The following is a 26,478-nucleotide window of genomic DNA, read 5'->3' as shown; positions in this document are numbered from 1 at the left end:
TTCTGGGAGGGCCGTTTCAAATCTCAGGCGTTGCTCGATGAGCAGGCTCTGCTGGCGTGTATGGCTTACGTTGACCTCAACCCTATTCGGGCAGGCATCGCCAAGACCCCGGAGCAATCGGACTTTACCAGCATTCAAATGCGCATCCGCGCCGCCCTTCACGGCAAACAACCAGAGCCGCTAAAACCTTTTGATACCAACAGTTTGGGCCTGCATGCATTGCCGTGTCATCTCAATGATTATCTGGAACTGGTGGGGTTTACCGGTCGTGCCATCAGGGGCGACAAAACCGGGGCCATCCCATCCACCTGCGGCACATTACTGCAACGGCTCGATATTGATTTAGACAGCTGGATGGAGCTCACAGAGGGTTTTGAGTTCCAATTCTGTCATCTGGCAGGACGACTGCACAGCCTGCAGGACTGCCGTCAAACCGATGGTATGCACCGAATTCGAGGCTCAGGAAACGCTAAGCGTTTGCTTGGTGCTTAGTCGGTACGCACTCCACTATCTCATTTAACGAATCTTGCCCTCCAAGAAGCTCACTGCTGTCCGCTTTTTGGGAATTTTTTTATTGAATGCTCCAAGACCCGCCTTTTGGGGAATTGGTACTGGATTTCATCGAGGTCTCATTGACTAAGCGAGGGCTGCAGGCACTGGCGCTTAGTGAGGGATTTTAAAATGGGTGTCTATTTTATTTTGTGAGGGATTTTAAAATGGGTGTCTATTTTATTTTTTTAGTGTCTATTTTATTTTTTTCATTTTATTTTAGTTGTCTTTTTACATGTCTACGATTCATTCAAAAACTCAGTTAAACCCTGACGAAATGGCTTTTCAAACTCACTTGTATTTAAGTCGTATTGTTTTTCTGCTCTAGTCAATAATTGAATGAAGCACTCCTCGATTCCTTCAGCCAAATACTTTCTTAACCTAATACCTGACAACGTCTTCCAACGAGTTTCCGGAATTGAAAAATCAATCGTTATGATATTTTTCCCTCGAACTTTTTTTAAGCGTTCTGGCCCCTCATATCCGAAATCTCTTACTGGGCCACTAACCCGAAATACAATTGAGAAATATTCAATTGGACCCAGCGAAAATTGAACATTCGAATCCGCGAAAAAAATAGCATTCAAACGTCGTTGGAGTTTCGGAATTTCTGTGTTTCCACCTCCTCCATACTGTCCGCTAAACTGAATAATTTTCATCTTAAGTCTCCATGCATGATTCAATGACAACTAACGCTCCACTCAGCGGGAGCAACTTGCCCGGTTATACTCCGCGAGGCACGAGCGAAACCGGGCTGGCTGAAATCCGCCTACAGTGCCTTGTTATAGTTTCAATACCCTTTGACCTGAAGTAGTTTTAGTGTCTCTTTCGCTAAATTGTACTGTTCATTATATCCAGATTCGTCATGTTTTATTGAACCCAAGAACGACAATGTTAAAAGATTTTTGCTGATACTTTCAAAGTCACTGAAACTTGGAACAATACGGAGCAACCTAGCTAATATTAGTGGTGTTATTGAGTTATATGATGCTCTATACTTAGCCATGGACAATCGAATATCATCTTGAGCTTTATAATATCTTTCTCTGTAATCATCAGAATCATCAGCCCTCAGTTTTGAATCGAACATGTTTGAATAGAATGACATGTGCGAAATCACATCTGATCTGATTTTCTTATATTCAATGCAAGGCTCTAAAAACATCTTAATAAACATTTGAGAGAGCACATGTATCATCAGACCACCAAAAATAGTCAGAACTGTAGTTAACAATATTTTGTCGAGATCACTCACTGTACTCTCCTGAAACTATAACGCTCCACTCAGCGGGAGCAACTTGCCCGGACATACTCCGCGAGGCACGAGTGAAACCGGGTTGGTTGAAATCCGCCTGCAGTGCCTTGTTATGTTTTGTCACATTAGTTTGAAGCAGATATAGATAGTCTTTTGTATGTGTCAGATATACATTCAAAGTATGAAGTGAAGTCAAAAAATTCTATGAAAACCTGAACAATACCCAACTCGGCTTCAATCTCTTGTATCAACTCATTTTGAGAATGGAATCTGTGCAAAGGAGAGCAGATGTTGACAGCAGTTCTTCCGATACCCGGATCTGCAGCTTTGTCTTCGTAAAAGGAAATAAATTTAAGCTCATTTTCACGATGCGCCTTCATACAATATAAATCATTTTCACAGAGTTCTAGAATCATTGCTTGCTTATAAAAAGCTAATATCACGCAAGTGTTCGGTAAGGGATTTATACTACATGAGTTGATCACAGGATTTAGTTCAGAGCAGCCATGCTGCAAGCACATTCTATCCAATCTAATTTGTGATGCTTTTTCAACTTTCTTTAATGCGTTTACATCTGCACCGATTTGACTAGCAATATCCGTTAAATCAACCTCCATAGAATGTATATCTAACGGAATGAACAATACAACAAGAATAATAACTAACCTTATCAAATATCCTCCGAACCACCATAAAAACATAACAGCTTATTATGCGGCGGTTTGCCGCCTATCAATCCACAAAACCTTGCCGCCTATCTGTCGGAGCTAGGTTTCCCGCTCTGAATCTAAAGGACATATTTTTCAACATAATAGCGCCAAGAAGTGGGCTATTTAACCAAGGCCCTCAGACACGTAAGGCGGATTCCGCCTGCCCAAAAGCGGCGCCGCCTCCTGGCTGTGTTTGATCCGGTGTCGAAGTGAAGAGTTACTGGTTTTTTGTGGTCTTAAGTCAGGCACCGGTCCCCGCAAACCCTGCGCCTTAGCCTGCGATAGAGTGGCAGTTACCGCTCATACTCGATGGCGCCGCTGGGCCACAGAATGGCGCGAATGGCAGTCGGGGTTAGTAATCACAAACCCATAAGAGATTGAATTGTAACCGTAACCATATTCGAGACGACGTATTTTGGCCGAGCTCCGCCGTGATGTGCCACCCCAAATCAATAACTAACGGATTCAATTGAAGAAAATCCTACACTTATCGTGGTGTCAGATAAAGGGGGATGGGGTGATTGGTGATTGGTGACTGGTGGGGTAGGCGCCGAAAAAGTCGAGGACACGGGGCCCCCGCGTTTGCGGGGGCGATAGAGGTTGGAGGCTTTAAGGCTTAATCGCTGTCTAGTGCGGTTACCTCGAGGGTCAGCTGACCCTGATTGAGACGCGCCTTCAACTGCTCTCCGACCTGAGTCTGCTCGGCAGAGGTCAGGGCCACCCCCTCGGCGTTTTGCAGGATGCTGTAGCCCCGGCCCAGAACGGCCAATGGGCTGATGGCGTTGAGCGCTTGCGCCTGCCCGGCCAGTTGCTGCTGCTTTTGCTGCTGCAGATGGCTCATGCCTTGGCTCAGTCGTTGTTGCAGCGCGCTGACGGTCTGGCGCCGCTGCTGCAGTTGCCGCTGTGGCTGCCAGCTTTGAAGCCGGGTCTGCAGCTGAGCCAGGCTCTGGTGTCCCTGGGTCAGGCGTCGCTCCATCTGGTGATGCAACCTGAGCTGGACCTCATCCAATCGCTGGTTGAGGGTGTCCAGTTGCCGCTGCGGGTGGCTGGCATGCAGCCGCGATTCCAGCAGCGCCAGCCGGTTGCCTTGCCCCTGCAGCTGCTGACTGGTGGCTCGTTGCAGCCGGGCCCGCAGGTTGGCCAGCTCCTTAAACTGATGTTGGTTGTCACCGCTGAGCAGTTCGGCCGCCGCCGATGGCGTCGGCGCCCGCAGATCTGCCACGAAATCGGCGATGCTGATGTCCACTTCGTGGCCGACGGCGCTGACCACCGGCAGGTAGGAGTCAAAGATGGCTCTGGCCACCGCCTCTTCGTTGAAACACCACAAATCCTCCAGGGAACCGCCGCCGCGGGTCAGCAGCAGGCAGTCGACTTCGTCTCGCTGGTTGGCGGTTTCAATGGCTCGGCACAGGCTGGCGCTGGCCTCGGCCCCCTGCACCAGACTGGGGTAGAGGATCACCTGCAGCGACGGGTTGCGTCGCTTGAGCACCGTCAGCACGTCGTGAATGGCGGCGCCGCTGGGGCTGGTGATGATGCCGAGCCGTTCGATGGGATCCGGTATCGGCTGCTTGGCGCTGGAGGCAAACAGGCCTTCGGCGGCCAGGCGCATTTTCAGTTGCTCGAACTGTTGCTTGAGCAGGCCGTCGCCGGCGGGCTGCATGGCGTCCACCAGCAGCTGCAGATCGCCTCGGGGCTCGTACAGGGTGACGCTGGCGCGCACCAGCACCTGCATGCCGTTTTCTGGCCGGAAGGTTACCCGGTTATTGCGGCCACGGAACATGGCACAGCGCAGCTGACTGCGATCGTCTTTGAGGGTGAAATACCAGTGGCCGGAAGAGGGCGTCGCCAGGTTGGAGATCTCGCCGGAGAGCCAGATTCGGTTCCATTGCTGTTCGACGGCGGCTTTCAGTTGGCGGTTCAGAGCGGAGACGGTAAGGACTTGATTTGCCACTGTTGGCCCGGTGTTAAATAGTTGGATCGACAATTAATATCAATAAATGATTGCAGAGGCAAGCCTTGATCCCTATAATTCCCCGGCAATATTTTACACCCACAAAAACCCTACCGGTGAAATGTTGCCATGCTAAGAATTAAACAAGAAGCGCTTACCTTTGACGATGTCCTACTCGTCCCTGCCCACTCTACTGTTCTTCCGAACACCGCCGAGCTTGGCACCCAACTGACCCAAAGCATCCGCCTGAACATTCCCCTGGTCTCCGCCGCCATGGATACCGTGACCGAAGGTCGTCTGGCCATCGCCATGGCTCAGGAAGGTGGCATTGGCTTTATCCATAAAAACATGAGCATCGAGAAGCAAGCGGCTCAGGTTCGTATGGTGAAGAAATACGAAGCCGGCATCGTTGCCGATCCGCTGACAGTGACTCCGGAACTGACCATCGCCGAGCTGAAGGTACTGACCGAACAGAATGGCTTTGCCGGTTACCCTGTGGTCACCGAAGGCAACGAGCTGGTGGGCATTATCACTGGCCGTGACGTTCGTTTTGTCAAAGACCTGTCCAAGAAAGTGGCCGACGTGATGACGCCGAAAGCCCGTCTGGTGACTGTGGTCGAGGGCACGCCACTGGAGCAGGCCCAGCAGGTGATGCAGAAGCACCGCATTGAAAAAGTGCTGGTGGTCAATGCCTCCTTCCAGCTGTGCGGTCTGATCACCGTGAAAGATTTCGAGAAAGCCGAGCGTAAACCTAACGCCTGTAAAGATGACAAGGGTAGCCTGCGCGTCGGCGCCGCCGTCGGTGCCGGTGAAGGCAACGAAGAGCGGGTGGCGGCACTGGTGGAAGCCGGTGTCGACGTGCTGCTGATCGACTCTTCCCACGGTCACTCCGAAGGGGTACTGCAGCGGATTCGTGAAACCCGCGCCGCCTTCCCTGAGGTTCAGATCATCGGTGGTAACGTCGCGACTGCCGCCGGTGCCAAGGCGCTGATCGACGCCGGTGTCAATGCCGTCAAGGTCGGCATCGGCCCGGGCTCCATCTGTACCACCCGCATTGTTACCGGTGTCGGTGTGCCGCAGATCACCGCCGTATCGGAAGCGGCCAGCGTCGCCAACGAATACGGCATTCCGGTGATTGCCGATGGTGGCATCCGTTTCTCCGGTGACATCGCCAAGGCCATCGCCGCCGGCGCCAGCCTGATCATGGCCGGTTCCCTGTTCGCGGGTACCGAAGAAGCGCCGGGTGAAATCGAGCTGTACCAGGGCCGTTCCTTCAAGTCCTACCGTGGCATGGGCTCTCTGGGTGCCATGACCAAGGGCTCGTCCGACCGTTACTTCCAGAGTGACAATGCCGCCGACAAACTGGTTCCGGAAGGGATCGAAGGGCGCATTCCTTACAAAGGTAAGCTGAAAGAGATCGTTCACCAGCAACTGGGTGGCCTGCGTTCCTGCATGGGCCTGACCGGCTGTGGCACCATCGAAGAGCTGCGCACCAAGGCGGAATTCGTCCGCATTAGCGGCGCCGGCATCAAAGAGAGCCACGTGCACGACGTGACCATCACCAAGGAAGCGCCGAACTACCGCATGGGTTAATCCCGAAGGGCAGACTGAGGTCTGCCCTTTTTGCAGCGTTTCCGTGGCCTACCCTATACAACAATGAGATTGACCTAAGATGAGCAACATCCACGACCATCGTATCCTTATTCTGGACTTCGGTTCTCAGTACACCCAACTGATTGCCCGCCGCATTCGTGAGATCGGCGTGTACTGTGAACTGTGGGGCTGGGACGTCAGCGAAGAGAAGATTCGCGACTTTAACCCCAACGGCATCATCCTCTCCGGCGGTCCGGAAAGTGTGGCCGAAGCCAACTCGCCACGGGCCCCTGAGTACGTGTTCCAGGCCGGCGTGCCGGTGCTGGGTGTGTGCTACGGCATGCAAACCATGTCCGAACAGCTGGGCGGCAAGGTCTCTTGCTCCGATAAGCGTGAATTTGGCTACGCCCAGGTTCGAGTGGTGGACAGCAACCCGCTGTTCGACAAAATCGAGGATGCCCTGACCGACGACGGCAAACCACTGCTGGACGTGTGGATGAGCCACGGCGATAAGGTTACCGCCATTCCAGAGGGCTTCGTTAAGTCCGCCGAGACCGACACCTGTCCGTTCGCGGCCATGGCCGACGAGAGCCGCCAGTTCTATGGTGTGCAGTTCCACCCTGAGGTGACCCACACCCGCCAGGGCAAACGGATGATCGAGCACTTCGTCACCGGCATCTGTGGCTGCGACACTCGCTGGACTTCCGCCACCATCATCGAAGATGCCATCGAGCGCATCAAAGCCAAGGTGGGCTCCGACAAGGTGATTCTGGGCCTGTCCGGTGGCGTCGATTCCTCGGTGGTGGCGATGCTGCTGCACCGTGCCATCGGCAGCCAGTTGACCTGCGTGTTTGTGGATAACGGTCTGCTGCGCCTGGACGAGGGCGACCAGGTGATGGAGATGTTTGGCGATCACTTCGGCCTCAACATCGTTCGTGTCGATGCCGAGCAGCGCTTCCTGGCGGCCCTGGAAGGGATCGACGATCCGGAAGTGAAGCGTAAGGCCATCGGCCACACCTTCATCGAGGTGTTCGATGAGCAGGCTTCGCGCATTCAGGATGTGAAATGGTTGGCACAGGGCACCATCTACCCGGACGTGATCGAGTCCGCCGGTGCCGCCACCGGTAAGGCTCACGTGATCAAGTCTCACCACAACGTCGGCGGTCTGCCGGAAGACATGGAACTGGGACTGGTGGAGCCGCTGACCGAACTGTTCAAAGATGAAGTTCGCAAGATCGGCCTGGAGCTGGGCCTGCCGTACGACATGCTGTACCGTCACCCCTTCCCTGGGCCGGGCCTGGGCGTGCGGGTACTGGGCGAGGTCAAGAAAGAGTACTGCGATCTGCTGCGCCGCGCCGATGCCATCTTCATCGACGAGTTGCACAAGGCGGACCTGTACAACAAGGTGTCTCAGGCCTTTACCGTGTTCCTGCCGGTGAAATCTGTGGGCGTCATGGGCGATGGCCGCAAGTACGACTGGGTGGTGAGCCTGCGTGCGGTGGAGACCATCGACTTTATGACCGCCCACTGGGCCCACTTGCCGTACGACTTCCTCGGTCGGGTGTCCAACCGCATCATCAACGAGATCGACGGCATCTCTCGAGTGGTGTACGACATCTCCGGTAAGCCGCCGGCCACCATCGAGTGGGAATGATCCCGCAGAGGTAGACAAGAGGGGCCAGTTGGCCCCTTTTTTTATCAATCCCCCATGCAATCCATGACGGCGGCGCCGTTGAGTGAGATAATGGCCGTTACGGCATTAAGCCGGCGCCTGAGTCCGCCTTGGCCTCAATGCCGCTTCGTTTTCCTGCTCCAGGAGCACCACTATGCAGATCCGTCCCGCCACCGATGCGGATTTCGAGGCCATCTGGGCCATCTTTCAACCCATCGCCGTTGCCGGGGAAACCTATGGCTACGATCGGGACATCAGTCGCGACCAGGCTTACGACCTGTGGATGCGTGGCCCCAGGGTCACCTACGTGGCGGAGCGGGAAGGGGAGGTGCTGGGCACCTACTACTTGAAAACCAACCAGGCCGGACCGGGCAATCACGTCTGCAACTGTGGCTACATGGTGGCGCCAGCCGCCCGTGGTAAGGGGTTGGCGTCAGATCTCTGTCGCCATTCGCAGCGACTGGCGGTGTCGCTGGGCTACCGGGCGATGCAGTTTAATTTCGTGGCGGTGACCAACACCACGGTGGTGAAGCTGTGGAGCAAGCTGGATTTTCAGACCGTCGGCCGACTGCCGATGGCGTTTTGCCACCCCACTCAGGGGTACGTCGATGCCCTGGTGATGTACAAGTGGTTGGACTGTGACCCTCTGAGCTAAGTGCCGAGTTCGCATGAAAAAGCCCGCCGATTGGCGGGCTTTTTCATGTTATTTCGTTAAGGTTAGCGTTGAATTAGGGATTCAATACTGGAAAGGTTGTCGCTGCTCAGTTCGCCAGCCAGGTGTACGCTGTTGCCAATTGCCGTTTCGGACAGAGTAAGGTTGCCACCGATGACCATGGAACTCTTCCCTGCCGAGTTGCTAAAACTGCTGGCTTCCAAAGTGACATTTCCAGACTGGAAACCTCCCTGCAGCTCCATTTTTGCGATGATGACATCGGCGGCTTTCGCCGCTTGGTTACCGTTGAAGGTACTGTTGGTAACCGTCAGTGTTTGCTGGCTTGGCTGAGGCTGTGGGAAGTCATCGGGACGACAATAGCTGTCGTAACCGCGCACCAGGTCGCGCTCACAATCTTCGCCTCCTCCCATGAAAATGGCGCCACCAGCATCGGTTGCATGGTTATTGTTAAAGACGCTGTTATCAATAAGGGTCTTGCCGCCACCAGGGAACCAGTTATCGATGAAAAGAGCCCCTCCGGTTTGACAGTCCATGGAGTACTCGGTGCATGGTTGGTGGTCATCCACGACCAGATTATCAATAAAGCGGCTGTTACTGATGGTCAGATTGCCGTGGCGGGTAAGAACTGCAGCGCCACCGTAGGAATCTGTTCGGTTGTTTATAAAGACGGAGTCAGTAATCGATAATTTACCCGGTGTCGTACCGCCAAGCACCTGCAGGGCGCCATGGTCTTTGGCGTAACCCCGAGTACCTAAGTTACCTTCGAAGTGGGAGCGGACAACGTTGACGTCGAAGTCACTGTAATCTCCGTCCAGGCAGATGCCCCGATAGATGCCGCCACCGATGTTATTGGTGATGACTGAGTCGATGACGGTGAGGCGACCACAGACACTGATGGCGGTGCCTTGTTCGTTACCGTCTACCAGGACGTCATTGAGAGTGGTGTGGCCGCTACCATTTAGGGCACTGCCTTCATTGAGGTCGTAGTTGTTGAGCAAAGAGACTCTAACCAGTTCAGTGTCGTAACGTTGAACATGGATGCCGGCTCCGCTGTTGCCATATTTGTCCGAACACTCTCCGATGCAACGACCGTTCTGAATGGTGAGATCCTGCATATAGAGAGAGGGGTTGGGCCCCATGTGGATGGCGTCTTCATCGATCTCAGGACCATTTTTCCAGAAATTGAAGACTCGACTGTTGCCATTGCCATCGAAGATGGTTTGTTCGGCGCCACAGCCAATCAGGGAAATTTTCTCCATTGGCTGACCTGCAGCGGTGGCAAAGTCGTAAGTTAACGGAGTAGTTACTTGATAGGTGCCAGCGGCCAAATAGATGATGTCGTCGTGGCCATTGTTGGCCAGAGTGGTCAGAAGCGTTTGTAGTTGCTCGGTATTTTCTGCCAGAAAACCATCACTGCTGTCTGTATATCCACACACTGCTTGTTCTGGGGGATCTACTGGGCTTGGGGTGTCGGGAGCGGAGCTGGATCCACCACCTGAGCCACACCCAAAGAGAAGGGAAATAAAGCAAAGAGAATAGAAGGTTTTCATTTATCACCACTTGGAGGAAGCAAGAGCATACAGGCTCTTGGCAGGGCGACTGATATTACGTTTAAATAACAATGAGTTAATTGATGTTGATCACCATTTTTATATGATGGATTAGGAGGGTGGCTATCGGGAGGCGGAATGGCTAAAAAGCAGGCCGAAATTAATAATGGGCCCGTTGGCGGGCCCATGGAGTGGCAGAGGCGTGGTTATTCGCCGTGCTTGGACTTCTTCACAAACTCGGTCAGGATCACGATACGCTGGCCGTTAACCCGTCCTTCGATGTGCAGCGGGTTGTTGGTCACACCGATGTTGCGTACCGGGGTGCCGCGCTTGGCGGTGAAGTTGCCGCCTTTAACCACCAGATCTTTGATCAGGTGAACGGTGTCACCGGCAACGATGACGTCACCGTTGCTGTCGCGGTGAACAATGGCATCGGGATCTTCCTCTTCCGGCAGGCCCAGATCGGCCCAGGCCTTGGTGTCCTCTTCCATGTACATCATGTCCAGCAGATCCTGGCACCAGGTTTCGCCCTGGGCGTTCAGCTGGTGCAACATGCGGTAAGCCACCACCTGTACCGCAGGAACCTGGCTCCACATGGCGTCGTTCAGGCAGCGCCAGTGATTGACGTCGACGCTGGCGGCGTCGTTCAGCTGGGTTTTGCAAGTGATGCAGGTCAGCACCGCCTTGTCTTCGCTGCTCTTGTCTACCGGTGGGACGTCATACACGCTCAGCTGGTCGTTGGTACCACACAACTCACATTTGGAGTCGCCACGCTGCATCAGGGTGTTTTCAATGCTCATCTAAATTCGTCCTCACGAGTGTTAAGGCGGGATTATAGCAATCCACAAGCGGTTCTGTCAGAGACCGGGATCAGGATCGGCAACAAAACTGTCGGTGTGCCACCACAATTTGTTCTCTGATGGACCTTACTGATTCCCAATTGGAATGAGTTGTAGTCCGAGAGTTCACTTATCCAATGGGGTTGGCAGCGGTATCTTAGCTTTCCTTTTATTGGGCTGGAGTGACGTGTGGACCTGTCTTTGGAGCTGATGCTGGGCCTGGCGCTGGTCGCCATGATAGCGGGGTTTGTCGATGCCATTGCTGGTGGAGGCGGAATGTTAACAGTGCCGGCGCTGCTGGCGGTCGGCGTGCCGCCGGTACAGGCGCTGGCGACCAACAAACTACAGGGGTGTTTTGCCAGTGGTTCGGCCTCCCTCTATTTCGTTCGAAGCCGGCTGATCAGCCCTCGAGCGGTGCTATTACCGGGCATTGGCACCGCGGTTGGTGCCTGGGCGGGGGCCGCGGTGGTGACTCGCGTCGATGCGACTCAGTTGATGGGCGTGATCCCCGGGTTGTTGCTGATGTTGGGCGTGTACTTTCTGCTGGCTCCAGGTGGCACGATGGCAAACCAGGAGCGGGCAGAGCCCAGGCTGTGGTTGATGCCTGTGGTTGGTGTAATGGTTGGCTTCTACGATGGTTTTTTTGGGCCGGGGGCTGGCGCTCTATATACCGCGGGGTTTTCTGCCCTCGTTGGCTTCGGGCTGGTTCGAGCCACGGCCAATGCAAAGGTGTTTAATTTCGCTTCCAACCTGGCGGCCTTGATGTCGTTTCTGTCTGCCGGGCTGATTGTCTGGCAACTGGGTTTGTTAATGGCCCTCGGCGGCTTGATCGGAGCGCGCATGGGCGCTGGCCTGGTGGTGTGTCGCGGCGCAAAACTGGTGCGCCCCATGGTCATCGGCGTGTCGGCGCTGATGGCCGTTAAGTTGTTGTGGGAACAGCACGGGCAATGGCTTCAATGAGTCGGGCGACCCTCGGCAAGCGGCCGCTGCGTTGGCGATAACAGAGGTGGACTGGCCGGGTCAGTGCCCTCAGTTCCTCGAAGTTAAAACAGTATTTGCGGGCGATACCCAGGGTCTGCACGGTTGCCATTGGCACCAATGCTGGCCCGACACCCGCCAGGGCCAGTTGGGCCGCAGCAGTGTAAGAGTCCATCTGCATCATCGGAGTAATGCCCAGGCGGTGAAGCGTGGCGACTTGCATGCTGTTGGCGGGGTTGGAGAGGTCGTTAACCAGCATTGAAGGGGGTAAGCCGGTTGTCGGAGCATGACTGATGACCACGAAAGGCTCATCGAACAGATGACGGGTCACTAGGCCATGTTGACCGGGCAGTTGCCCCGCACAATAGCCAAGTACCGCTTCTCCGGATTGTACTTTCTCGAGAATCATCGGCGTATGGTGGGTGGAGAAGCGGATATGAGGGTCTTGGTTGAGCAACTCAGCGGCGATGGGCTTGAGGTATCCAGCCAGCAAGGTTTCCGAGCAGGCGACATCCATGGCGGACCGCTCCGGCCGGGTTTGTTGATCGAAGACCAAACCTCGAATTTCGATGTAACTCGGGCCAATGCTGGCCACCAATTCCTGAGCCGCCTCAGTCAGTCGAATCTGACGGCCGTCGGGTTCCACCAGTTTTTTGCCAACCAGACGTTCTAACTTGGCGATGCGCTTGCTCACCGCGCTTTGGGTTAGATACAGGCGGGTGGCGGTGCGCGTCATGGTTCGTTCCTGAGACAGGGTCAGCAGGGTCTCGATTCCCTCCAGCAGCATGGCAATCTCAATGGTGAAATTTGGGAATAATTATACAGTCATGTTGGCGCAGGCAAAAGAAAAGGGTGCCGGAGCACCCTTGCGGTTGAATCGATGTCTGCTCAGCAGATCCGCGGCAGCAGCTCGCCCTTGGGCAGCTCCAGGTAGCGCTGGCTGCCCCAGGGGGTGGTCAGTACCACTTTGCCGACGTGGGCATCGACCACGGTGCCGATGATGGCGGCAGTGGGCTGGCTTTGTTGCAGCAGCGCCTGAGCCTGCTCGGCCTGGTCGGCGGACACCGCCAGTACAAAGGTGCCCTCGTTGGCCAGCTCCATGGGCTCAAAGCCGAACAGCTCACACAGCCCCTGAACCTCCTGGGCGATGGGAACCTGCTGCTGTTGCACCTCGATGCCCAGTTCACGGCTGGCGGCCCACTCGTTGAGCACCGCCGACAAGCCGCCGCGGGTGGCGTCGCGCATCGCCTTGATGTCGATGCCGGCGTCCAGCAGTCGTTTCACATCGGGCCACAGGGTGGCACAGTCGCTGGCCAGATCGCCTTGCAGGGCCAGGCCTTCACGGCTGGCGAGGATGCAGGCACCGTGGCGGCCGACGTCCCGGGACACCAGCACGCAGTCACCGGGCTGCAGCTTGGTCCAGGACGGGGCGGCAATGCACTGGCCAACGCCGGAGGTGTTGATGAAGATGCCATCGGCGGTGCCCTTGGGCACAACTTTGGTGTCGCCGCAGACGATGCGGGCACCGCTCTTTTCCAGTTCGGTGGCCATCGATTGCACCAGCTGTTCCAGCTCGCTGAAGGCCAGGCCCTCTTCGATGATGAAGCCACAGCTCAGGTACTGAGGAATGGCACCGGCCATGGCCAGGTCGTTGACCGTGCCCGCCACGGCGATCTTACCCAGATCGCCGCCCTTGAAGGTGCGTGGCGAGACGGTGAAGCTGTCGGTGGTAAACGCCAGAGGGCCGCTGATGTCCAGTCGGGCCGCGTCTTCGTCGCGAATCAGAATCTCATTGCTGAAGTATTTAAAGAACAGTTTGCGAATCAACTGGTTCATTTCGACGCCACCACCACCGTGGCTGAGCTGAATGCGTCGTTTGGTGTCGCGGGTCATAGAATTACTCCGGCGTACTTATAATGAGCGTGGCAGGCGCCCTCTGAGCTGACCATGCAGCTGCCCATGGGGGTTTCCGGGGTGCAGCCGCGGCCAAACACCTTGCAGTCACTGGGTTTGGCCAGGCCTTTAAGGATGTCGCCACACTGGCAGGCTTTGTGATCGTTGATCTCGTCGGTAGGCAGCACGTCGGCGAAATGACTTTCGGCATTAAGGTGCTGATAGGCCGGTGCCAGCTCCAGGGCCGAGTAGGGGATGTTGCCCAGGCCGCGCCAGCGGAAATCCTGTCGCAGGGTCAGGTACTGTTCGATCAATGCCTGGGCGTGGTGGTTGCCCTCCAGGGTCACGGCACGATCGTACTGGATCTCCAGTCGGGCTTCGCCAGCCAGCATCTGCTCCAGCAGCATCAATACGCTCTGCAATACGTCCACCGGTTCGAAGCCGGAGACGACCACCGGGGTCTGGTAGGCGTCGACGATGGGTTGGTACACCTTGGCGCCGGTGATGACACTGACGTGAGACGGGCCAATGAAGGCGTTCACTTTCGCCTGGCCATCGGCCATGACGGCGTGCACCGCCGGTGGTACCAGCACGTGGTTGACGTGCAGCAGCAGGTTATGAAGGTTGTGCTGTTCAATCTGTTGCACCAGTACCGCGGTCATCGGCGTGGTGGTTTCAAAGCCGATGGCAAAGAACACCACAATCTTGTCGGGGTTCTCCTGAGCCAGTCGCACCGCGTCCATGGGGTCGTACAGGGCGCGAACGTCGCAGCCCTGGGCTCGAGCCTGGGCCAAGCTGGAGTTGGAACCCGGGACTCGAATCATGTCACCCAGGGTGGTCAGGATGACGTTGGGCTGATTGGCCAGGGCGATGGCCTGGTCGATGCGCTCTTTGGGCATCACGCACACCGGGCAGCCGGGGCCGTGGATAAATTCGATGTTGTCGGGCAGGGACTGGTGGATGCCGTACTTCATGATGCTGTGGGTATGGCCACCACAGACCTCCATGATGCGCAGCGGTTCGTCCAGTTGCGGCGCCAGTTCGGCGATGCGTTTCAGCAGCGCCTTAATGGTTTCCGGATCCCGAAAGCCCTGATACAGATCGGACAGGACCAGCTCAGACATGTTCGGCCTCCATCTTCTCGACGATCTCCTTGTACAGATCCAGGCTTTCCTGAGCGGCGGCGGCGTCGATTTTATTCATGGCAAAGCCAACGTGGATGAGCACATAGTCGCCCACGGCCAGCTCTTCGCTGATCAAGTGAGTGCTGACACGGCGGGTTACGCCCATGGTATCGACGGTGGCGGTGGTGTCTTCAGGGTGCAACTGCACAATCTGAGAGGGAATGGATAAACACATGGTCTGAGTACGTCCCTTTTTTACATTTCGAACATTATTCGTCAACAGACCGGCGACTTTCATGATGTACATCATGTTCGCCGGGGTTTTTCTGCCAACATTTGGTATGAATCAGGTGCCGATCAATAACAATCCGGCGGTTGCCGGCAGGCCGCCGGCGTATACGCCCCCCAATTGGCGGTGTGCTGGCGGGCTAGCGGTAAGCATTGCAGTCCGGTTTCCATCGCCAGCTACTCCCCGGAAACCGGGTGGTTGAGGGCGTACCATAGCTGTCCCTGGGCGATGCCGCTGTCGTTGACCGGAGTGCGTTCGGGCCACATCAACCGCTGATGGTGAGACCCCATGCGCTGCAGTAAGTTCTCCAGCAGACAGCGGTTCTGCATCACGCCGCCGCACAGCACGATGGGGTGCTGAGGGTAACGATCCATCAGAGCGACCATCATCTCGGCGATGCCGTCGATGAAGGCGCGGGCACAGTGGGCGGTATCCAGGGCCTGATCGCCCCGGGGCAACAGGTACTGGATCAGGCCGGCGGTGTCGATCTGCCCCTGCTCATTGAGCGACAACGGCAGCTTCAGATCGGCCTGGGCCACCGGCTCGGCACTGGCTTCGAGCAACATGCCTGCCTGGCCGTCGAAATCGGTGTGCTGACACAGCTGCAGGAAGCTGGCCATGGCATCAAACAATCGCCCCATGGAACTGCTGTAAGGGGAGTTAATCCCTTTGGACCACATCAGGTGCAGATTACTCAGGGTGGCGGCATCGATGCCCAGCCGCTGCGGCCAACCACTGGCCTGGATGCGGTCCAGGTCTGCATGCTGGAACAGCAGTGACAGGGCCACCCGCGCCGGGTGTTTGATCGCCTGTTCGCCGCCAATGAGGCGAAACGGTTTGACGTGGTGCAGGCGCTGATAACCTTGAGTGTCTGCCAGCAGCACTTCCCCGCCCCACAGTTGACCGTCGTCGCCCAGGCCGGTGCCGTCAAAGGCAAAGCCCAGTACCGGGCCGCGATGCTGATGCTCTGCCATCACCGCCAGCACGTGGGCGTAGTGGTGCTGCACCTGCAGCTGTGGCAAACGGTGCTGCTCGGCGTAGTGGCTGGCCCACTGACTGCTGCCGTAGCCCTGGTGCAGGTCACCGACCAACTGGTCGATGTGTAAGCCGTAGATGCGCTGCAGTTGTGCCAGGGTATGCTCGAAGTAACCTTCGGTGGCCAGGTTGTCCAGATCGCCGATGTGGGGGCTGACGATGCTGCGCTGACCAAAGGCCAGTGCCAGTCGATTTTTCTGCTGGGCACCCACTGCCAAAATGGTGCGATCGCAGGCCTCGGGCAGGCGTTCGGTCTGAGGGGCGATGCCCCGAGCCAGCCGCCACCATTGGCGTCGGCCCTGAACCACCTGAACCACCGAGTCGTCGCAGGGGTTGAGGATCGGACGGTCGTGATCGAGGATGCCGTCAACCACATGGCCCAGTTTGTCCACCAGTTGGCTGAGTTCGGTGATCACCGGTTCGCCGGACAGGTTGGCGCTGGTGGCCACCAATGGCCGGTCCAACTGCTCCAGCAGTAACTGGTGAATCGGGGTGTAGGGCAGAAACAGCCCCAGCCGATCGATGCCCGGGGCCACGCCGTCGGCCAGTTCGGTACTGCCGGTGGTACGCATCAGGGTGATGGGGCGTTCGAGGGAACACAGGGTCTCCCATTCGGCGGCATCACCCTGCACCAGCCTCTCGGCGCTGGCGCGATCTTTAACCATCACCGCCAGCGGCTTGGCGGGCCGCTGTTTACGTCGTCTCAGGGTGTCGACGGCCTCGGCGTTGGTGGCGTCACACATCAGGTGATAGCCGCCGAGGCCTTTGATGGCGATGATCTGGCCGTCCAGCAATTGGCGGGCGCTGTGCTGCAGCGGCGATTCCACCGCTTCAAGCTGACCGTCCGGTCGACGCCAGCTCAGTTGTGGCCCGCAATGGGGGCAGCTGACTGGCTGGGCGTGATAACGACGGTTAAGAGGGTCTTGGTACTCTTTGGCGCAGGCCGGGCACATCTTGAAGCCGGCCATGGCGGTATTGGGGCGATCGTAGGGCAGATCGCGAATGATGGTGTAGCGGGGGCCGCAGTTGGTGCAGTTGGTAAACGGGTAACGGTAGTAGCGGCTACCGGGGTCGGCGATGTCGGCCAGACAGTCGGGGCAGCTGGCCTTGTCGGTGGCCAGCGCCACCTGGGCGTCGGCTTTGCCGCTGCTTTCAAGGATGATGAACGCCGACTCGCCGTCAACCGTTGGCTGGGGCGTCACCTGCAGGTGATCGACCCGGGCCAGTGGCGGCAGTTGATGGTGCATGGCATGGTCAAACGGCGCCAGTTGGGCCTCGGTGCCCTGAACCTCGATGCTGACGCCGTTGGCGTCGTTGAGCACGCTGCCGGTCAGATCGTTGTCGGTGGCATGGCGGTACACAAAGGGCCGGAAACCGACCCCTTGCACCGTCCCCAGGATCTGATAGTGGCGACGGATCAGACTCATGCACGATTCCTGCGTTTGAGGAACACTCCGCCCAATGCCAGGTTGGAGCCATCAAAGTCTGCCTGTTGCGGCAACAGCAGGTTGAAGTTGTTGCCCAGACGGCGGTAGATGCGATCCAGCAATACCGGCGACTCGAACTCGTCTCCCGCCAGTGCCAGCTGGTCGATGCCGATGTCGGCGTCCAGTTGTTCCACCCAGTTGGCGACAAAGTCGGCAAAGGAGTCGACCAGGCCATAGCAGACGCCCTGGGCGCTGTTTTCATCGGCCATGCGGTAGCTGAGGCAGGCCTGCAGCGCTTTTTGACTCTGCAGGGTCAGCACTTCGTCCTGGCGTTGCAGTTTGAAGTCGATGCGCGGGCTGTTCTTGCCGTCGTGGCCTAGGGCCAGGGCGGTAAACTTCTGCGCTGCCACGTCGGCACTGTCATTGGCGTCGGCCAGATTCAGCAGCCATGCCGCCTGGGCGTACAACTGCGACAGGTTACCGGAAGCCGGTTGTGCCGACAGCTTGGCCAGGGCCTGAGCGTGCTCTGGGTAGCGCTCCTTAAAGCGAGTCACCAGTTTGTCACCGGAGTCCGGGCACTGGGCGATGGTGTCCAGAATCTGCGCCGGAGCGATGCTCTGTTCAGCCAGCTTCACCAGCCACTGGTAGTCGCCGTTGTCATCCTGATACAGCAGGCCGGAGGGGCGGTTGCGGCTCAGGTACAGCACCGCGATGGTGTGTTCCTTCGGTGCCTGCAACTGGGCACTGTGCAGGGCACAGGCGGCGGCCCAACGGTCGTTGATGCTCGAGACATTGGCGCCGGTGCTGACCGACAGACGCTGATCGTTCACCTGACTGGCGAAACCGGCAATGGCGGCGTCGTCCCACAGGGGCTCGCTGCCATCCAGGGGCAGGCTGGGCAGCTGGCGGTGGCTCAGGGCGACCGGCTTGTCTTCGATGAAGGTCAGCACCAGTCGCGGCTGATGATCCAGCGGTTCTACCGCGACCACGTCGATGCCCAGTTGTGCCAGTCGCTGGCCCAACATCAGGGTTATCCGGTCGTCGGCCAGGTGACACAGGTGCAGCTTGGAGGCCAACTGGTTGGCCTCGGCAAAGGCGGTTTTAGGCAACAGCTGCAGCATCGGTTTTTCCAGGCTGCTGAGCAGTTTCACGCCCTGGTTGGAGACGTGCAGCGCTTCGTTAAGGGCCTGGGGCTGACAGAACAGCAGCTGGTTGATTGCGGCCGGCGCTTGGCTCAGCAGAGAGAAGCGACGCAGGCCGTTGCCGGTTTCCAGGGTGCATTGTCCGTCCTGCTGCAGGGCGTCGACGGCCAGGCTCAGGGTGGCATCGTCGATGGCCGGAACGGCGGCGCTGCCGCATTGCGGACAGGCATCCTGGTGGTCACGGCAATGACTGCAATAGGGGTTGCTTACCGGGCCATGGGCCAGGGCATGCTGGTGGCCGGAGAGGGTCTCGACGGCGTGCAGATCGCTGTGGGTCAGCCAGCAGGACATGGCCCACTCCTGGCCAACTTGCTCTGCCAAGGCGGACAACTGGGCCTGATCCCCTTCGGCTTCAAAGAAGTAGACATTGTCTTCTAGGCCGGTGGCGAGGACCTGGGGATGGGAGAGCAGTTGATTACAGCGATGGGCGTAGTAGGGGACGGGTCGATCACAATGGAAGTTAAATTTCAGCTTCATGGCTGCGGTTCCCCTTGGGTTTCACAGGACTGGTATGCCAGCTCCTGAATGTCCGCGTCGCGGACTTTGGTGGCGGTAATGCCCAGCTGTTGCAAGTGAGCGAGTAACGCTTTTTCCATGGTGGCAACGGCACCCTGGACCTGAGGCGTGAGCTCGAAGCTCATGGACTCAAGCACCGTAGGTACCACGCCCAGGACATGGGTCTTGGGGCGATCGCCGACCATGTCCATCATATTCAGGGTTTGCAGCATCTCCACTTCGTGGGCGCTGCCTTGCCAGTCCACCTCGGCGGGGGCCTGGTCGAAATCAAAGAAAAACACGTCGCCGTAGTTGGCGCTGGCGGCGTTGATGGTATCGACCACAATCAGATGGTCATAAGGGGCAATCAGAGGAATCAGGGCGTTGGCCAGAGTGCCGCCGTCCATAAATTCGAGCTGAGCTTGCCCCTCAAAGGTGTAGCAGTGCTGGATGTAGTTGGCAAAATGTACGCCGATGCCTTCATCGGCGTACAGTACATTGCCAATCCCCAGTAAGAGGATCTTTTGTGGCATGAATTACTTGTCCTTCATGGGGTGGTAATCGTAACCGGAGACAATGGAATCCACAGAGTTGTGCTTGAAGCGGATACCGCTGAATACGGCCATATACACATGCACCAGCATGAATATAACGAACACCCAGGTCAGGAAGTGGTGCAGCTCACGGACAAAGGCCAGAGTACCGAACATCGGTATCAGGGCTTCGGCCACGGGCATAAAGGCACCGCCGAGTCCTTCGTGATACACATGGGCATGCAGAATCAGACCCGTTACACACATCACCACGATTACCAGGGTTAGCGCCAGGTAGGTCATGTATTGCAGCGGTCCGTACACGCCGGATTTGTGCATGTTGCCCATGTAACCATAGGCTTTCAGGTTCTCAATCCAGGCTTTGGGACTGATCACATCACGGAAGGAGCGCCGTTCAATATCGCTTCGACTGAAGAAATACAGATAGGCGCGGCCCAGGGTGATGGCCACCAGCAGGAAGCCGGCGATCAGGTGGCCGAAGCGCACCCAGCCCTGCATCAGATTGTCCGGACCACCGTACTGAACCAGGAACGGCCAGGAGATGTAGAATCCGGAAATCACCAGCAACACGATGGACAGCGCCCTCAGCCAGTGACAGATACGAATCACTGGACTGAAGATGTAATCCCTTGAGTGTGGAACCTTGTTAGACATAGCTCCTCCTTTAGCCGGCGTTTGGTGCTACTTGGAACTGCCCCAAATCCTGGCCTTTGTAATCCATCACGTGTACGGCACAGGCCATACAGGGGTCGAAGGAGTGGATGACGCGGATGATCTCCAATGGCTTGGTAGGATCTTCCAGCTTCATGCCAACCAATGACTGCTCAAATGGACCGACTTTGCCGTTGGCGTCAACAGGACCGGAGTTCCAGGTGGTAGGTACCACAGCCTGGTAGTTCTCGATCTTGCCACCCTTGATGCGAATCCAGTGGCTGAGCAGGCCGCGCGGCGCTTCGATAACGCCCACACCCTTGTACTCTTTGTCTGGATCGATGTTAGGTTCAATGTAAGTAGACTGGTCTACCACAATGTTGCTAACCAGGGCATCGAAGGTCTTGAGGCTGTTTTCAGCCACAAGCATGGTCTGTACCAGACGGGCAGCGGTACGGCCCAGAGTGGTAAACAGCGCTTCGATTGGCAGCCCGGTGGCCTTCAGCAGACCGTTGACGGCATTGACCACCTGCTCGTTGCCCTTGGCGTAGCTCACCAACAGACAGGACAGTGGGCCCACTTCGATTGGCTCGCCGGCGTAACGTGGGGATTTCACCCAGGAGTACTTGCCGTCGTTGTCGAAGGTCGGCAGGGTGCCGTACACGGTTTCACGGTCAATCAGGCCGGTGTAGTTCGGCTCGGTAACACCGTCGTATGGATGACGGGCCGCACCGTCCTGGTACCAGGAGTGGGTCACGTCTTCTTCGATCAGGGTCAGGTCAACCGGCTGTACGTTAGCCAGATCACCGTTCATGATCACGCCTTCGTCGAACAGGAACTCGCCGTTGCCCAGGTAGAAGTCCTTGGACGCCATGAAGTTCTTCACGCCAACGCCACCCAGTACGGAGGCTTCGCCCTTATAGGCGTCGGCCGCCATGACCACGTCAGGCAGGTAAGCACGGTTGATGAAGTCGGTCACCATGGCGTGCTTGTCTTTCCATTCCTGCAGACGGGCTGGGCTCAGCATGTCGCGTACGGAGGTCACGCCGCCCACAACCAGAGACTGAGGGTGAGGCTGCTTACCACCGAAGATGGCCAGCATTTCAGCGGCAACACGCTGAACTTCCAGTGCCTTCAGGTAGTGAGAAACCGCAATCAGGTTCTGCTCAGGGGTGAACTTGTAGGTGCCGTTGCCCCAGTAGGCGTTGGCGAATGGACCCAGTTTACCGGTGTTAACCAGTCCCTGAACCCGCTCCTGAACGGCACGCAGGTCACCTTCACCGGCGTTGATAGGCTTGTCGCTGTACTGCATGGCCACTTTGGCTGCCTTGGCAGGATCGGCGCTCAGCGCGGAGACGATGTCTACCCAGTCCAGCGCGTGCAGGTGGTAGAAGTGCACCACGTGGTCATGCATGTACAGGGAAGACTGCATCAGGCTGCGCAGCAGCTTGGCGTTTTCCGGAATTTTCAGGTCCAGGGCGTCTTCCACGGCTTCGATGGAGCAGCGGTAGTGGGAGTAGGTACAGACACCACAGATACGCTGAACCAGCAGACCGGCATCCATTGGGCTACGGCCCTTCAGGATGGTTTCGATGCCGCGCCACAGGGTGGAGCCAGACCAGGCGTTGGTGATGACATTATTCTCATCGACCTCAACCTCGACACGAAGGTGACCTTCAATACGGGTGATTGGATCGACTACAACACGTTTGCTCATCACTTCTCCTCCACGTCTTTAGCGAACACGCCAGCAACGGCGTGGGCACCGACACCGACAGCGGCAACACCCAGGATGGCGGTACCGATGTAGTCGGCGGTCATATCCAGGCTATGGATGTCGCGACGACCAAGGGGTTTTTCGAAATCGGCCATGGCGTCCCAGAAGTTTGGCTCGGAACAGCCGATGCAGCCGTGACCTGCCAGAACCGGCCAGCTGGTGTGGTGGTTAAAGCGCTCGGTAGGGCAGTTGTTGTAGGTGTATGGACCTTTACAACCCACCTTGTACAGGCAGTAACCCTGCTTGGCGCCTTCGTCACCGAAGGTCTCTACGAATTCACCGGCGTCGAAACGACCGCGACGTTCGCAGTTATCGTGAACGCGAGCACCGTAGGCCCACTTAGGACGGCCGTACATGTCCAGTGGTGGCAGCTTACCGAACATGACGAAGTACATCAGGGTACCGACAATGTTCTTTTCGCTTGGAGGACAGCCACCCAGGTTAACGACAGGCTTGTGAACCACCTGGTCGACACCCTTGGCTTCGGTTGGGTTCGGCGCTGCCGCCTGAACACCACCGAAGGCGGCACAGGTACCAACGGAAACGATGGCCGCCGCACCTTCTGCAGCATGGTGAACGATCTCCATGCCGGTGTGGCCTTTACAGCCCACAGTCAGGTAGTGGCCGTCGTTGGCGGTCGGTACCGCACCCTCTACTGCCAGCACGTAGCCGCCTTTATAGGCTTCCAGTGCGTGCTCCAGGTTCTCTTCCGCCTGCCAGCCGGCAGCCGCCATCAGAGTTTCGTGATACTCAACTGAGATGTGGTCGAAGATGACACTGTCAATGGTAGGGGTATCGGCGCGAATCAGGGATTCGGAGCAGCCGGTACATTCGGCCAGGTGCAGCCAGATGAGAGGCACACGGTCTGCGATCTCTGCCGCTTCAGCCACCAGAGGGCTAAAGGAGAGTGGCAGCGACAGCATGGCGGTAACCTGAGCGGACCAAGTCATGAACTCCCGACGGGAGATGCCTTGGCTTTCTAAGCGTTTCATCAGCGGAGTGGACTTGACCGCGTCAATATTCTTTAACTCGGTTAGTCGCTTTTTTCCCCGCGAAAATAAAGCATCGTACTGTCCCATATTTTTTAATCCTTGCATTGGGTACAACGAGATTGCCAGCAAAGTGTATGGGATTCGGAATAGGACATAATGACCGAGATCAATGTTGCGCCAAGAACTTCATTTATCCGGCGGAATGACTGGGCTTGTCGTGACTTGGGTCATGGTTTTTTCTGTTTCTTGCTCTGAAATGGCTTTTTTGTCTAATTTTTGGGGCGGAGAGTGAAATTTTTTTGTTAGTAAGAATCGCGTTCAATGTGTATTTCTACTTCTGAAATCGACCCTTTCACGGATCAATATGTGCGACAATTTGTCTGTGACTGTTGTCACTTTTGCTCCTTTTTGGGGATATTTGTCCAATTTTGATTTTCCTCAATCTTTTTTGATCGCGTTTTTCGGTTTATTAAAAAGAAACAAAAAAGAGCCAATTAAAATAAATAATTGGCTGGAGAAAATAATATTACCGGGTTCTTAAGATTTATTAATTCGTAATACTTTTCGGCGGCAAAGACAGGGATCTAAATAAGAATTTTTCTCATTGTCTCGTCGCCTCAATGCATCGTTTTTTGTTCAGAATCGGGATCCCAGACCAATTTCTGTTCAAAATGAGTTTTTAATCTGCGCTCAATTTGGTGCCCCTTCAAGGCTAAAGGTTCCAGCGTTCTTGTTGGGCCAGTTCGCTTCTGACACTCAGGGGGGATCGCCGTGCTGCAATCGTGTTTTCGGTGCTCAGGGCTGTATGGAAGTGTACGGTGGTACCCCCTCATGGCTGCTCAGGCCCCCAGAACAGAGAGTGGTCGTTGCTGAGGCGGCACGGATGAGTCGATGCCGTCGCCGACAGGTACCTCTTCTATATAAGGAGTGACTGCCGTCGCCGACAGGTTGTTGCCGCTATATAAAGAAGTGACGGCCGTCGCTGGCAGGCTGTTGCTGCTATATAAGGAGGGACTGCCAGTATAAGGAGGGCAGCCAGAGGTTTAGGGCTGTTGAGCATCAGCTTATCTAAGGCCGCCGGTTGGGTTTCGTTGAAGAGGTAGGGCCATGGCACCTCAGTAGGGCGGTGTCTTCGGCATTGAGGTTATCACCTTGGTTGGCAACAACCGTCCTCAGAGGCCAGCCTCTCGACGGCAACCTCAGGTTGACGTCATGCCGCCGTTGCCAGCCAGTTTCCAGGCTGAGCAGTCTGACAGCGGCGCCAGCAACAGCAGGCGACATATTCATTTGTCCTGCTCTTTGGGTCCACCCTCAAAGCAGCAACCGCTGTCGAAGGAAACCGGCGACGGGTGCCGACGATGCGGTGCCAACAGTTCGGGAAAGGGATTTGCGGAAGATAAAAAAAGCCCGGGTAAAGTTAGATTCGCTTTAACATTAGCTTAATTCGAATAACTCTTGGCCGGCGAAAACTTGATCCTAATCAAGGCTTTGTAAACTTGCATCCAAAATGCCTTTATTGGGGGGCGGGGTTATTTTAAGCTGTGCTCACTAAAACATACATAATATATACACCTTTTAAAGGAGCGCGCCGTGTTTTGTATTCAGTGTGAGCAAACCATGCAGACCCCAGTAGGGAATGGTTGTCAGTATGCCATGGGCATGTGTGGTAAAACTTCAGAAATTTCAGACCTTCAGGATGTACTGGTGTACATGCTGCAAGGCGTAAGTGCCTACGCTCACGCCGGTCGTGAGCTGGGGGTTGTCGATGCCGCCGCTGATGCTTACCTGCCGCAGGCGTTCTTCTCCACCCTGACCAACGTGAACTTCGACGCCGAACGTCTGGTGGCCTACACCGCCGAAGCGGTGGCCACCAAGACCCGCCTTAAAGACGCCTACCTGGCGGCCTGCACCGTTCAGGGTGTGGAGCCAAAACAGCTGGCCGGTGCGGCGCAATTCGAGATCACCGCCGAGAAAGCGGCGATGATCAGCCAGGCTCCGGCCACCGCGGTGAACCGTGGCCTCAACGATGTTGGTGAAGACATCGTCGGTCTGCGCCTGCTGGTGCTGTATGGCCTGAAAGGGGTTGCAGCCTACATGGAGCACGCCCGCATCCTCGGCAAACAGGATGATGACGTGTACGGTGAGTTCCACCGCATCATGGCCCGCCTGGGTGAAGATCCAAGCGATCTGAACGAGTTGCTGGAGCTGGCCATGGCCTGTGGCCACCTGAACTATAAAGTGATGGAGATGCTGGACGCCGGTGAGACCGAGGCCTTTGGTCATCCGGTGCCAACCAAGGTGAACATGAAGCCAGTGGCCGGTAAGGCAATCCTGGTTTCCGGTCACGATCTCATCGATCTGCAACACATTCTGGAGCAGACCAAGGACAAAGGCATCAACGTCTACACCCACGGTGAGATGCTGCCGGCCATGGCTTACCCAGAGCTGGGTGGCAAGTACCCGCACCTGGTGGGTAACTACGGCAGCGCCTGGCAGAACCAGCAGAAAGAGTTTGCCAACTTCCCTGGTGCCATCGTGATGACCTCCAACTGTCTGATCGATCCAAACCCGGGTTCCTACGCCGACCGCCTGTTTACCCGTAACATCGTAGGCTGGCCGGGTGTGGTACACCACACCGGTGACGACTACAGCGCCGTTATCGAGAAGGCGCTGGCGTGTGAAGGCTTCAAGTACGACGAGATTCCTCATTACACCATGACCGGTTTTGCCCGCAATGCCCTGATGGCGGCGGCCCCGGCGGTGATTGAACAGGTGAAGGCTGGCAACATTCGTCACTTCTTCCTGGTCGGTGGCTGTGACGGCGACAAGCAGGAGCGTAACTACTTCACCGAGTTTGCCAAGTCTGCGCCAGACGATACTCTGCTGTTGACCCTGGCCTGCGGTAAGTTCAAGTTCAACGATCTGGAGTTTGGTGACATCAACGGCATCCCTCGTCTGCTGGATGTGGGTCAGTGTAACGATGCCTACTCCGCCATTCAGTTGGCGTTGGCCCTGGCCGAGACCTTTGAGTGCGGGGTGAACGAACTGCCTCTGTCGCTGATTCTGTCCTGGTTTGAACAGAAAGCCATTGCCATTCTGTTGACGCTGCTGGCGCTGGGTATCAAAGACATTCGCGTCGGTCCGACGGTTCCGGCCTTCCTGACCGAAAACCTGATCAACCATCTGCACGAAGCCACTGGCCTGCGCCTGACCACCACGGTCGAGCAGGACATGGCCGACATTCTGGGCTAAGCAAGCGCAACCATTCA

21 protein-coding genes and 1 pseudogene are annotated in these 26,478 nt (G+C 56.5%); 6 read left to right on the top strand and 16 right to left on the bottom strand.

All coding sequences use genetic code 11. The features are described 5' to 3' along the window. Positions 1-492: pseudogene (locus H598_RS26740) on the top strand (transposase); the annotation flags it as partial. 296 nt (positions 493-788) lie between these two features. Here H598_RS26740 and H598_RS0105880 read toward each other — a convergent pair. The 4 genes from H598_RS0105880 to xseA form a co-directional block, all read right to left on the bottom strand. After that, positions 789-1,208 (bottom strand): hypothetical protein, encoded by a 420-nt coding sequence (locus H598_RS0105880; RefSeq protein ID WP_028112187.1) that lies wholly within the window; start codon positions 1,206-1,208, stop codon positions 789-791. A 131-nt stretch (positions 1,209-1,339) separates the two neighbouring features. Further along, positions 1,340-1,804, bottom strand: a complete 465-nt coding sequence (locus H598_RS0105875) for a hypothetical protein (RefSeq protein WP_028112186.1) — start codon at positions 1,802-1,804, stop codon at positions 1,340-1,342. A 125-nt stretch (positions 1,805-1,929) separates the two neighbouring features. Further along, a complete protein-coding gene (locus H598_RS0105870) occupies positions 1,930-2,505 on the bottom strand; it encodes a hypothetical protein (protein WP_028112185.1) in 576 nt (191 codons plus the stop codon). A 625-nt stretch (positions 2,506-3,130) separates the two neighbouring features. Then, positions 3,131-4,465, bottom strand: coding sequence for an exodeoxyribonuclease VII large subunit (gene xseA / locus H598_RS0105865; protein WP_028112184.1), 1,335 nt, complete (start codon positions 4,463-4,465; stop codon positions 3,131-3,133). Between the two features lie 129 nt (positions 4,466-4,594). Here xseA and guaB point away from each other — a divergent pair, with 129 nt between their 5' ends. The 3 genes from guaB (at position 4,595) to H598_RS0105850 (ending at position 8,385) form a co-directional block, all read left to right on the top strand. Next, positions 4,595-6,058 (top strand): IMP dehydrogenase, encoded by a 1,464-nt coding sequence (gene guaB, locus H598_RS0105860; RefSeq protein WP_028112183.1) that lies wholly within the window; start codon positions 4,595-4,597, stop codon positions 6,056-6,058. Positions 6,059-6,137: 79 nt separating this feature from the next. Further along, complete coding sequence (guaA, locus tag H598_RS0105855; RefSeq protein WP_028112182.1) at positions 6,138-7,712, top strand: glutamine-hydrolyzing GMP synthase; 1,575 nt, start codon at positions 6,138-6,140, stop codon at positions 7,710-7,712. Between the two features lie 172 nt (positions 7,713-7,884). Further along, on the top strand, positions 7,885-8,385 hold the full coding sequence (locus H598_RS0105850) for a GNAT family N-acetyltransferase (RefSeq protein ID WP_028112181.1): 501 nt from the start codon (positions 7,885-7,887) through the stop codon (positions 8,383-8,385). 62 nt (positions 8,386-8,447) lie between these two features. Here H598_RS0105850 and H598_RS0105845 read toward each other — a convergent pair whose 3' ends face one another. Together H598_RS0105845 and H598_RS0105840 are read right to left on the bottom strand one after the other, a co-directional pair. Then, on the bottom strand, positions 8,448-9,953 hold the full coding sequence (locus H598_RS0105845; protein WP_156896942.1) for a glycosyl hydrolase family 28-related protein: 1,506 nt from the start codon (positions 9,951-9,953) through the stop codon (positions 8,448-8,450). A 206-nt stretch (positions 9,954-10,159) separates the two neighbouring features. Continuing rightward, on the bottom strand, positions 10,160-10,753 hold the full coding sequence (locus H598_RS0105840) for a PhnA domain-containing protein (protein WP_028112179.1): 594 nt from the start codon (positions 10,751-10,753) through the stop codon (positions 10,160-10,162). Between the two features lie 228 nt (positions 10,754-10,981). On the opposite strand from H598_RS0105840, the gene H598_RS0105835 reads away from it, so the two are divergent. Further along, entirely contained in the window at positions 10,982-11,752 is a 771-nt protein-coding gene (locus tag H598_RS0105835) for a TSUP family transporter (RefSeq protein WP_028112178.1), read from the top strand. On the opposite strand, the gene H598_RS0105830 is transcribed toward H598_RS0105835, so the two are convergent. The 10 genes from H598_RS0105830 to H598_RS0105785 form a co-directional block, all read right to left on the bottom strand. Then, the gene (locus H598_RS0105830) at positions 11,712-12,557 is read right to left on the bottom strand and encodes a LysR family transcriptional regulator (protein ID WP_028112177.1); all 846 of its coding nucleotides are present in this window, start codon (positions 12,555-12,557) and stop codon (positions 11,712-11,714) included. The two genes, H598_RS0105835 and H598_RS0105830, sit on opposite strands and share 41 nt — an antisense overlap. Positions 12,558-12,658: 101 nt before the next feature. After that, positions 12,659-13,663 carry a hydrogenase expression/formation protein HypE gene (gene hypE, locus H598_RS0105825; RefSeq protein ID WP_028112176.1) on the bottom strand — a complete coding sequence of 335 codons (1,005 nt, stop codon included), beginning with the start codon at positions 13,661-13,663 and terminating at the stop codon, positions 12,659-12,661. Then, complete coding sequence (gene hypD / locus H598_RS0105820) at positions 13,660-14,787, bottom strand: hydrogenase formation protein HypD (RefSeq protein WP_028112175.1); 1,128 nt, start codon at positions 14,785-14,787, stop codon at positions 13,660-13,662. The genes hypE and hypD overlap by 4 nt, the downstream gene beginning before the upstream one ends. Continuing rightward, a complete protein-coding gene (locus tag H598_RS0105815; protein WP_028112174.1) occupies positions 14,780-15,022 on the bottom strand; it encodes a HypC/HybG/HupF family hydrogenase formation chaperone in 243 nt (80 codons plus the stop codon). Before H598_RS0105815 ends, hypD begins: the two co-directional genes overlap by 8 nt. Positions 15,023-15,252: 230 nt before the next feature. Continuing rightward, positions 15,253-17,538, bottom strand: coding sequence for a carbamoyltransferase HypF (gene hypF / locus H598_RS23460; protein ID WP_035415488.1), 2,286 nt, complete (start codon positions 17,536-17,538; stop codon positions 15,253-15,255). Further along, positions 17,535-19,217 carry a Kae1-like domain-containing protein gene (locus tag H598_RS0105805; protein ID WP_028112173.1) on the bottom strand — a complete coding sequence of 561 codons (1,683 nt, stop codon included), beginning with the start codon at positions 19,215-19,217 and terminating at the stop codon, positions 17,535-17,537. The genes hypF and H598_RS0105805 overlap by 4 nt, the downstream gene beginning before the upstream one ends. Next, the gene (locus tag H598_RS0105800; RefSeq protein ID WP_028112172.1) at positions 19,214-19,768 is read right to left on the bottom strand and encodes a HyaD/HybD family hydrogenase maturation endopeptidase; all 555 of its coding nucleotides are present in this window, start codon (positions 19,766-19,768) and stop codon (positions 19,214-19,216) included. The genes H598_RS0105805 and H598_RS0105800 overlap by 4 nt, the downstream gene beginning before the upstream one ends. A gap of 3 nt (positions 19,769-19,771) precedes the next feature. Continuing rightward, on the bottom strand, positions 19,772-20,443 hold the full coding sequence (gene cybH / locus H598_RS0105795; protein WP_028112171.1) for a Ni/Fe-hydrogenase, b-type cytochrome subunit: 672 nt from the start codon (positions 20,441-20,443) through the stop codon (positions 19,772-19,774). 10 nt (positions 20,444-20,453) lie between these two features. Continuing rightward, entirely contained in the window at positions 20,454-22,157 is a 1,704-nt protein-coding gene (locus H598_RS0105790) for a nickel-dependent hydrogenase large subunit (RefSeq protein ID WP_028112170.1), read from the bottom strand. Further along, positions 22,157-23,296: a hydrogenase small subunit gene (locus H598_RS0105785; protein WP_028112169.1), complete on the bottom strand. Its 1,140-nt coding sequence runs from the start codon at positions 23,294-23,296 to the stop codon at positions 22,157-22,159. The genes H598_RS0105790 and H598_RS0105785 overlap by 1 nt, the downstream gene beginning before the upstream one ends. A gap of 1,503 nt (positions 23,297-24,799) precedes the next feature. Here H598_RS0105785 and hcp point away from each other — a divergent pair. Next, a complete protein-coding gene (gene hcp / locus H598_RS0105780) occupies positions 24,800-26,461 on the top strand; it encodes a hydroxylamine reductase (protein WP_028112168.1) in 1,662 nt (553 codons plus the stop codon). The last annotated feature ends 17 nt before the right edge of the window (positions 26,462-26,478 follow it).

The sequence above is a fragment of the Ferrimonas kyonanensis DSM 18153 genome (genome assembly GCF_000425405.1).
In the GTDB taxonomy this organism is placed as follows: domain Bacteria; phylum Pseudomonadota; class Gammaproteobacteria; order Enterobacterales; family Shewanellaceae; genus Ferrimonas; species Ferrimonas kyonanensis.
The sequence above is the reverse complement of the archived record's forward strand: the minus strand, read 5'-3'. Positions and strand labels throughout refer to the sequence as shown.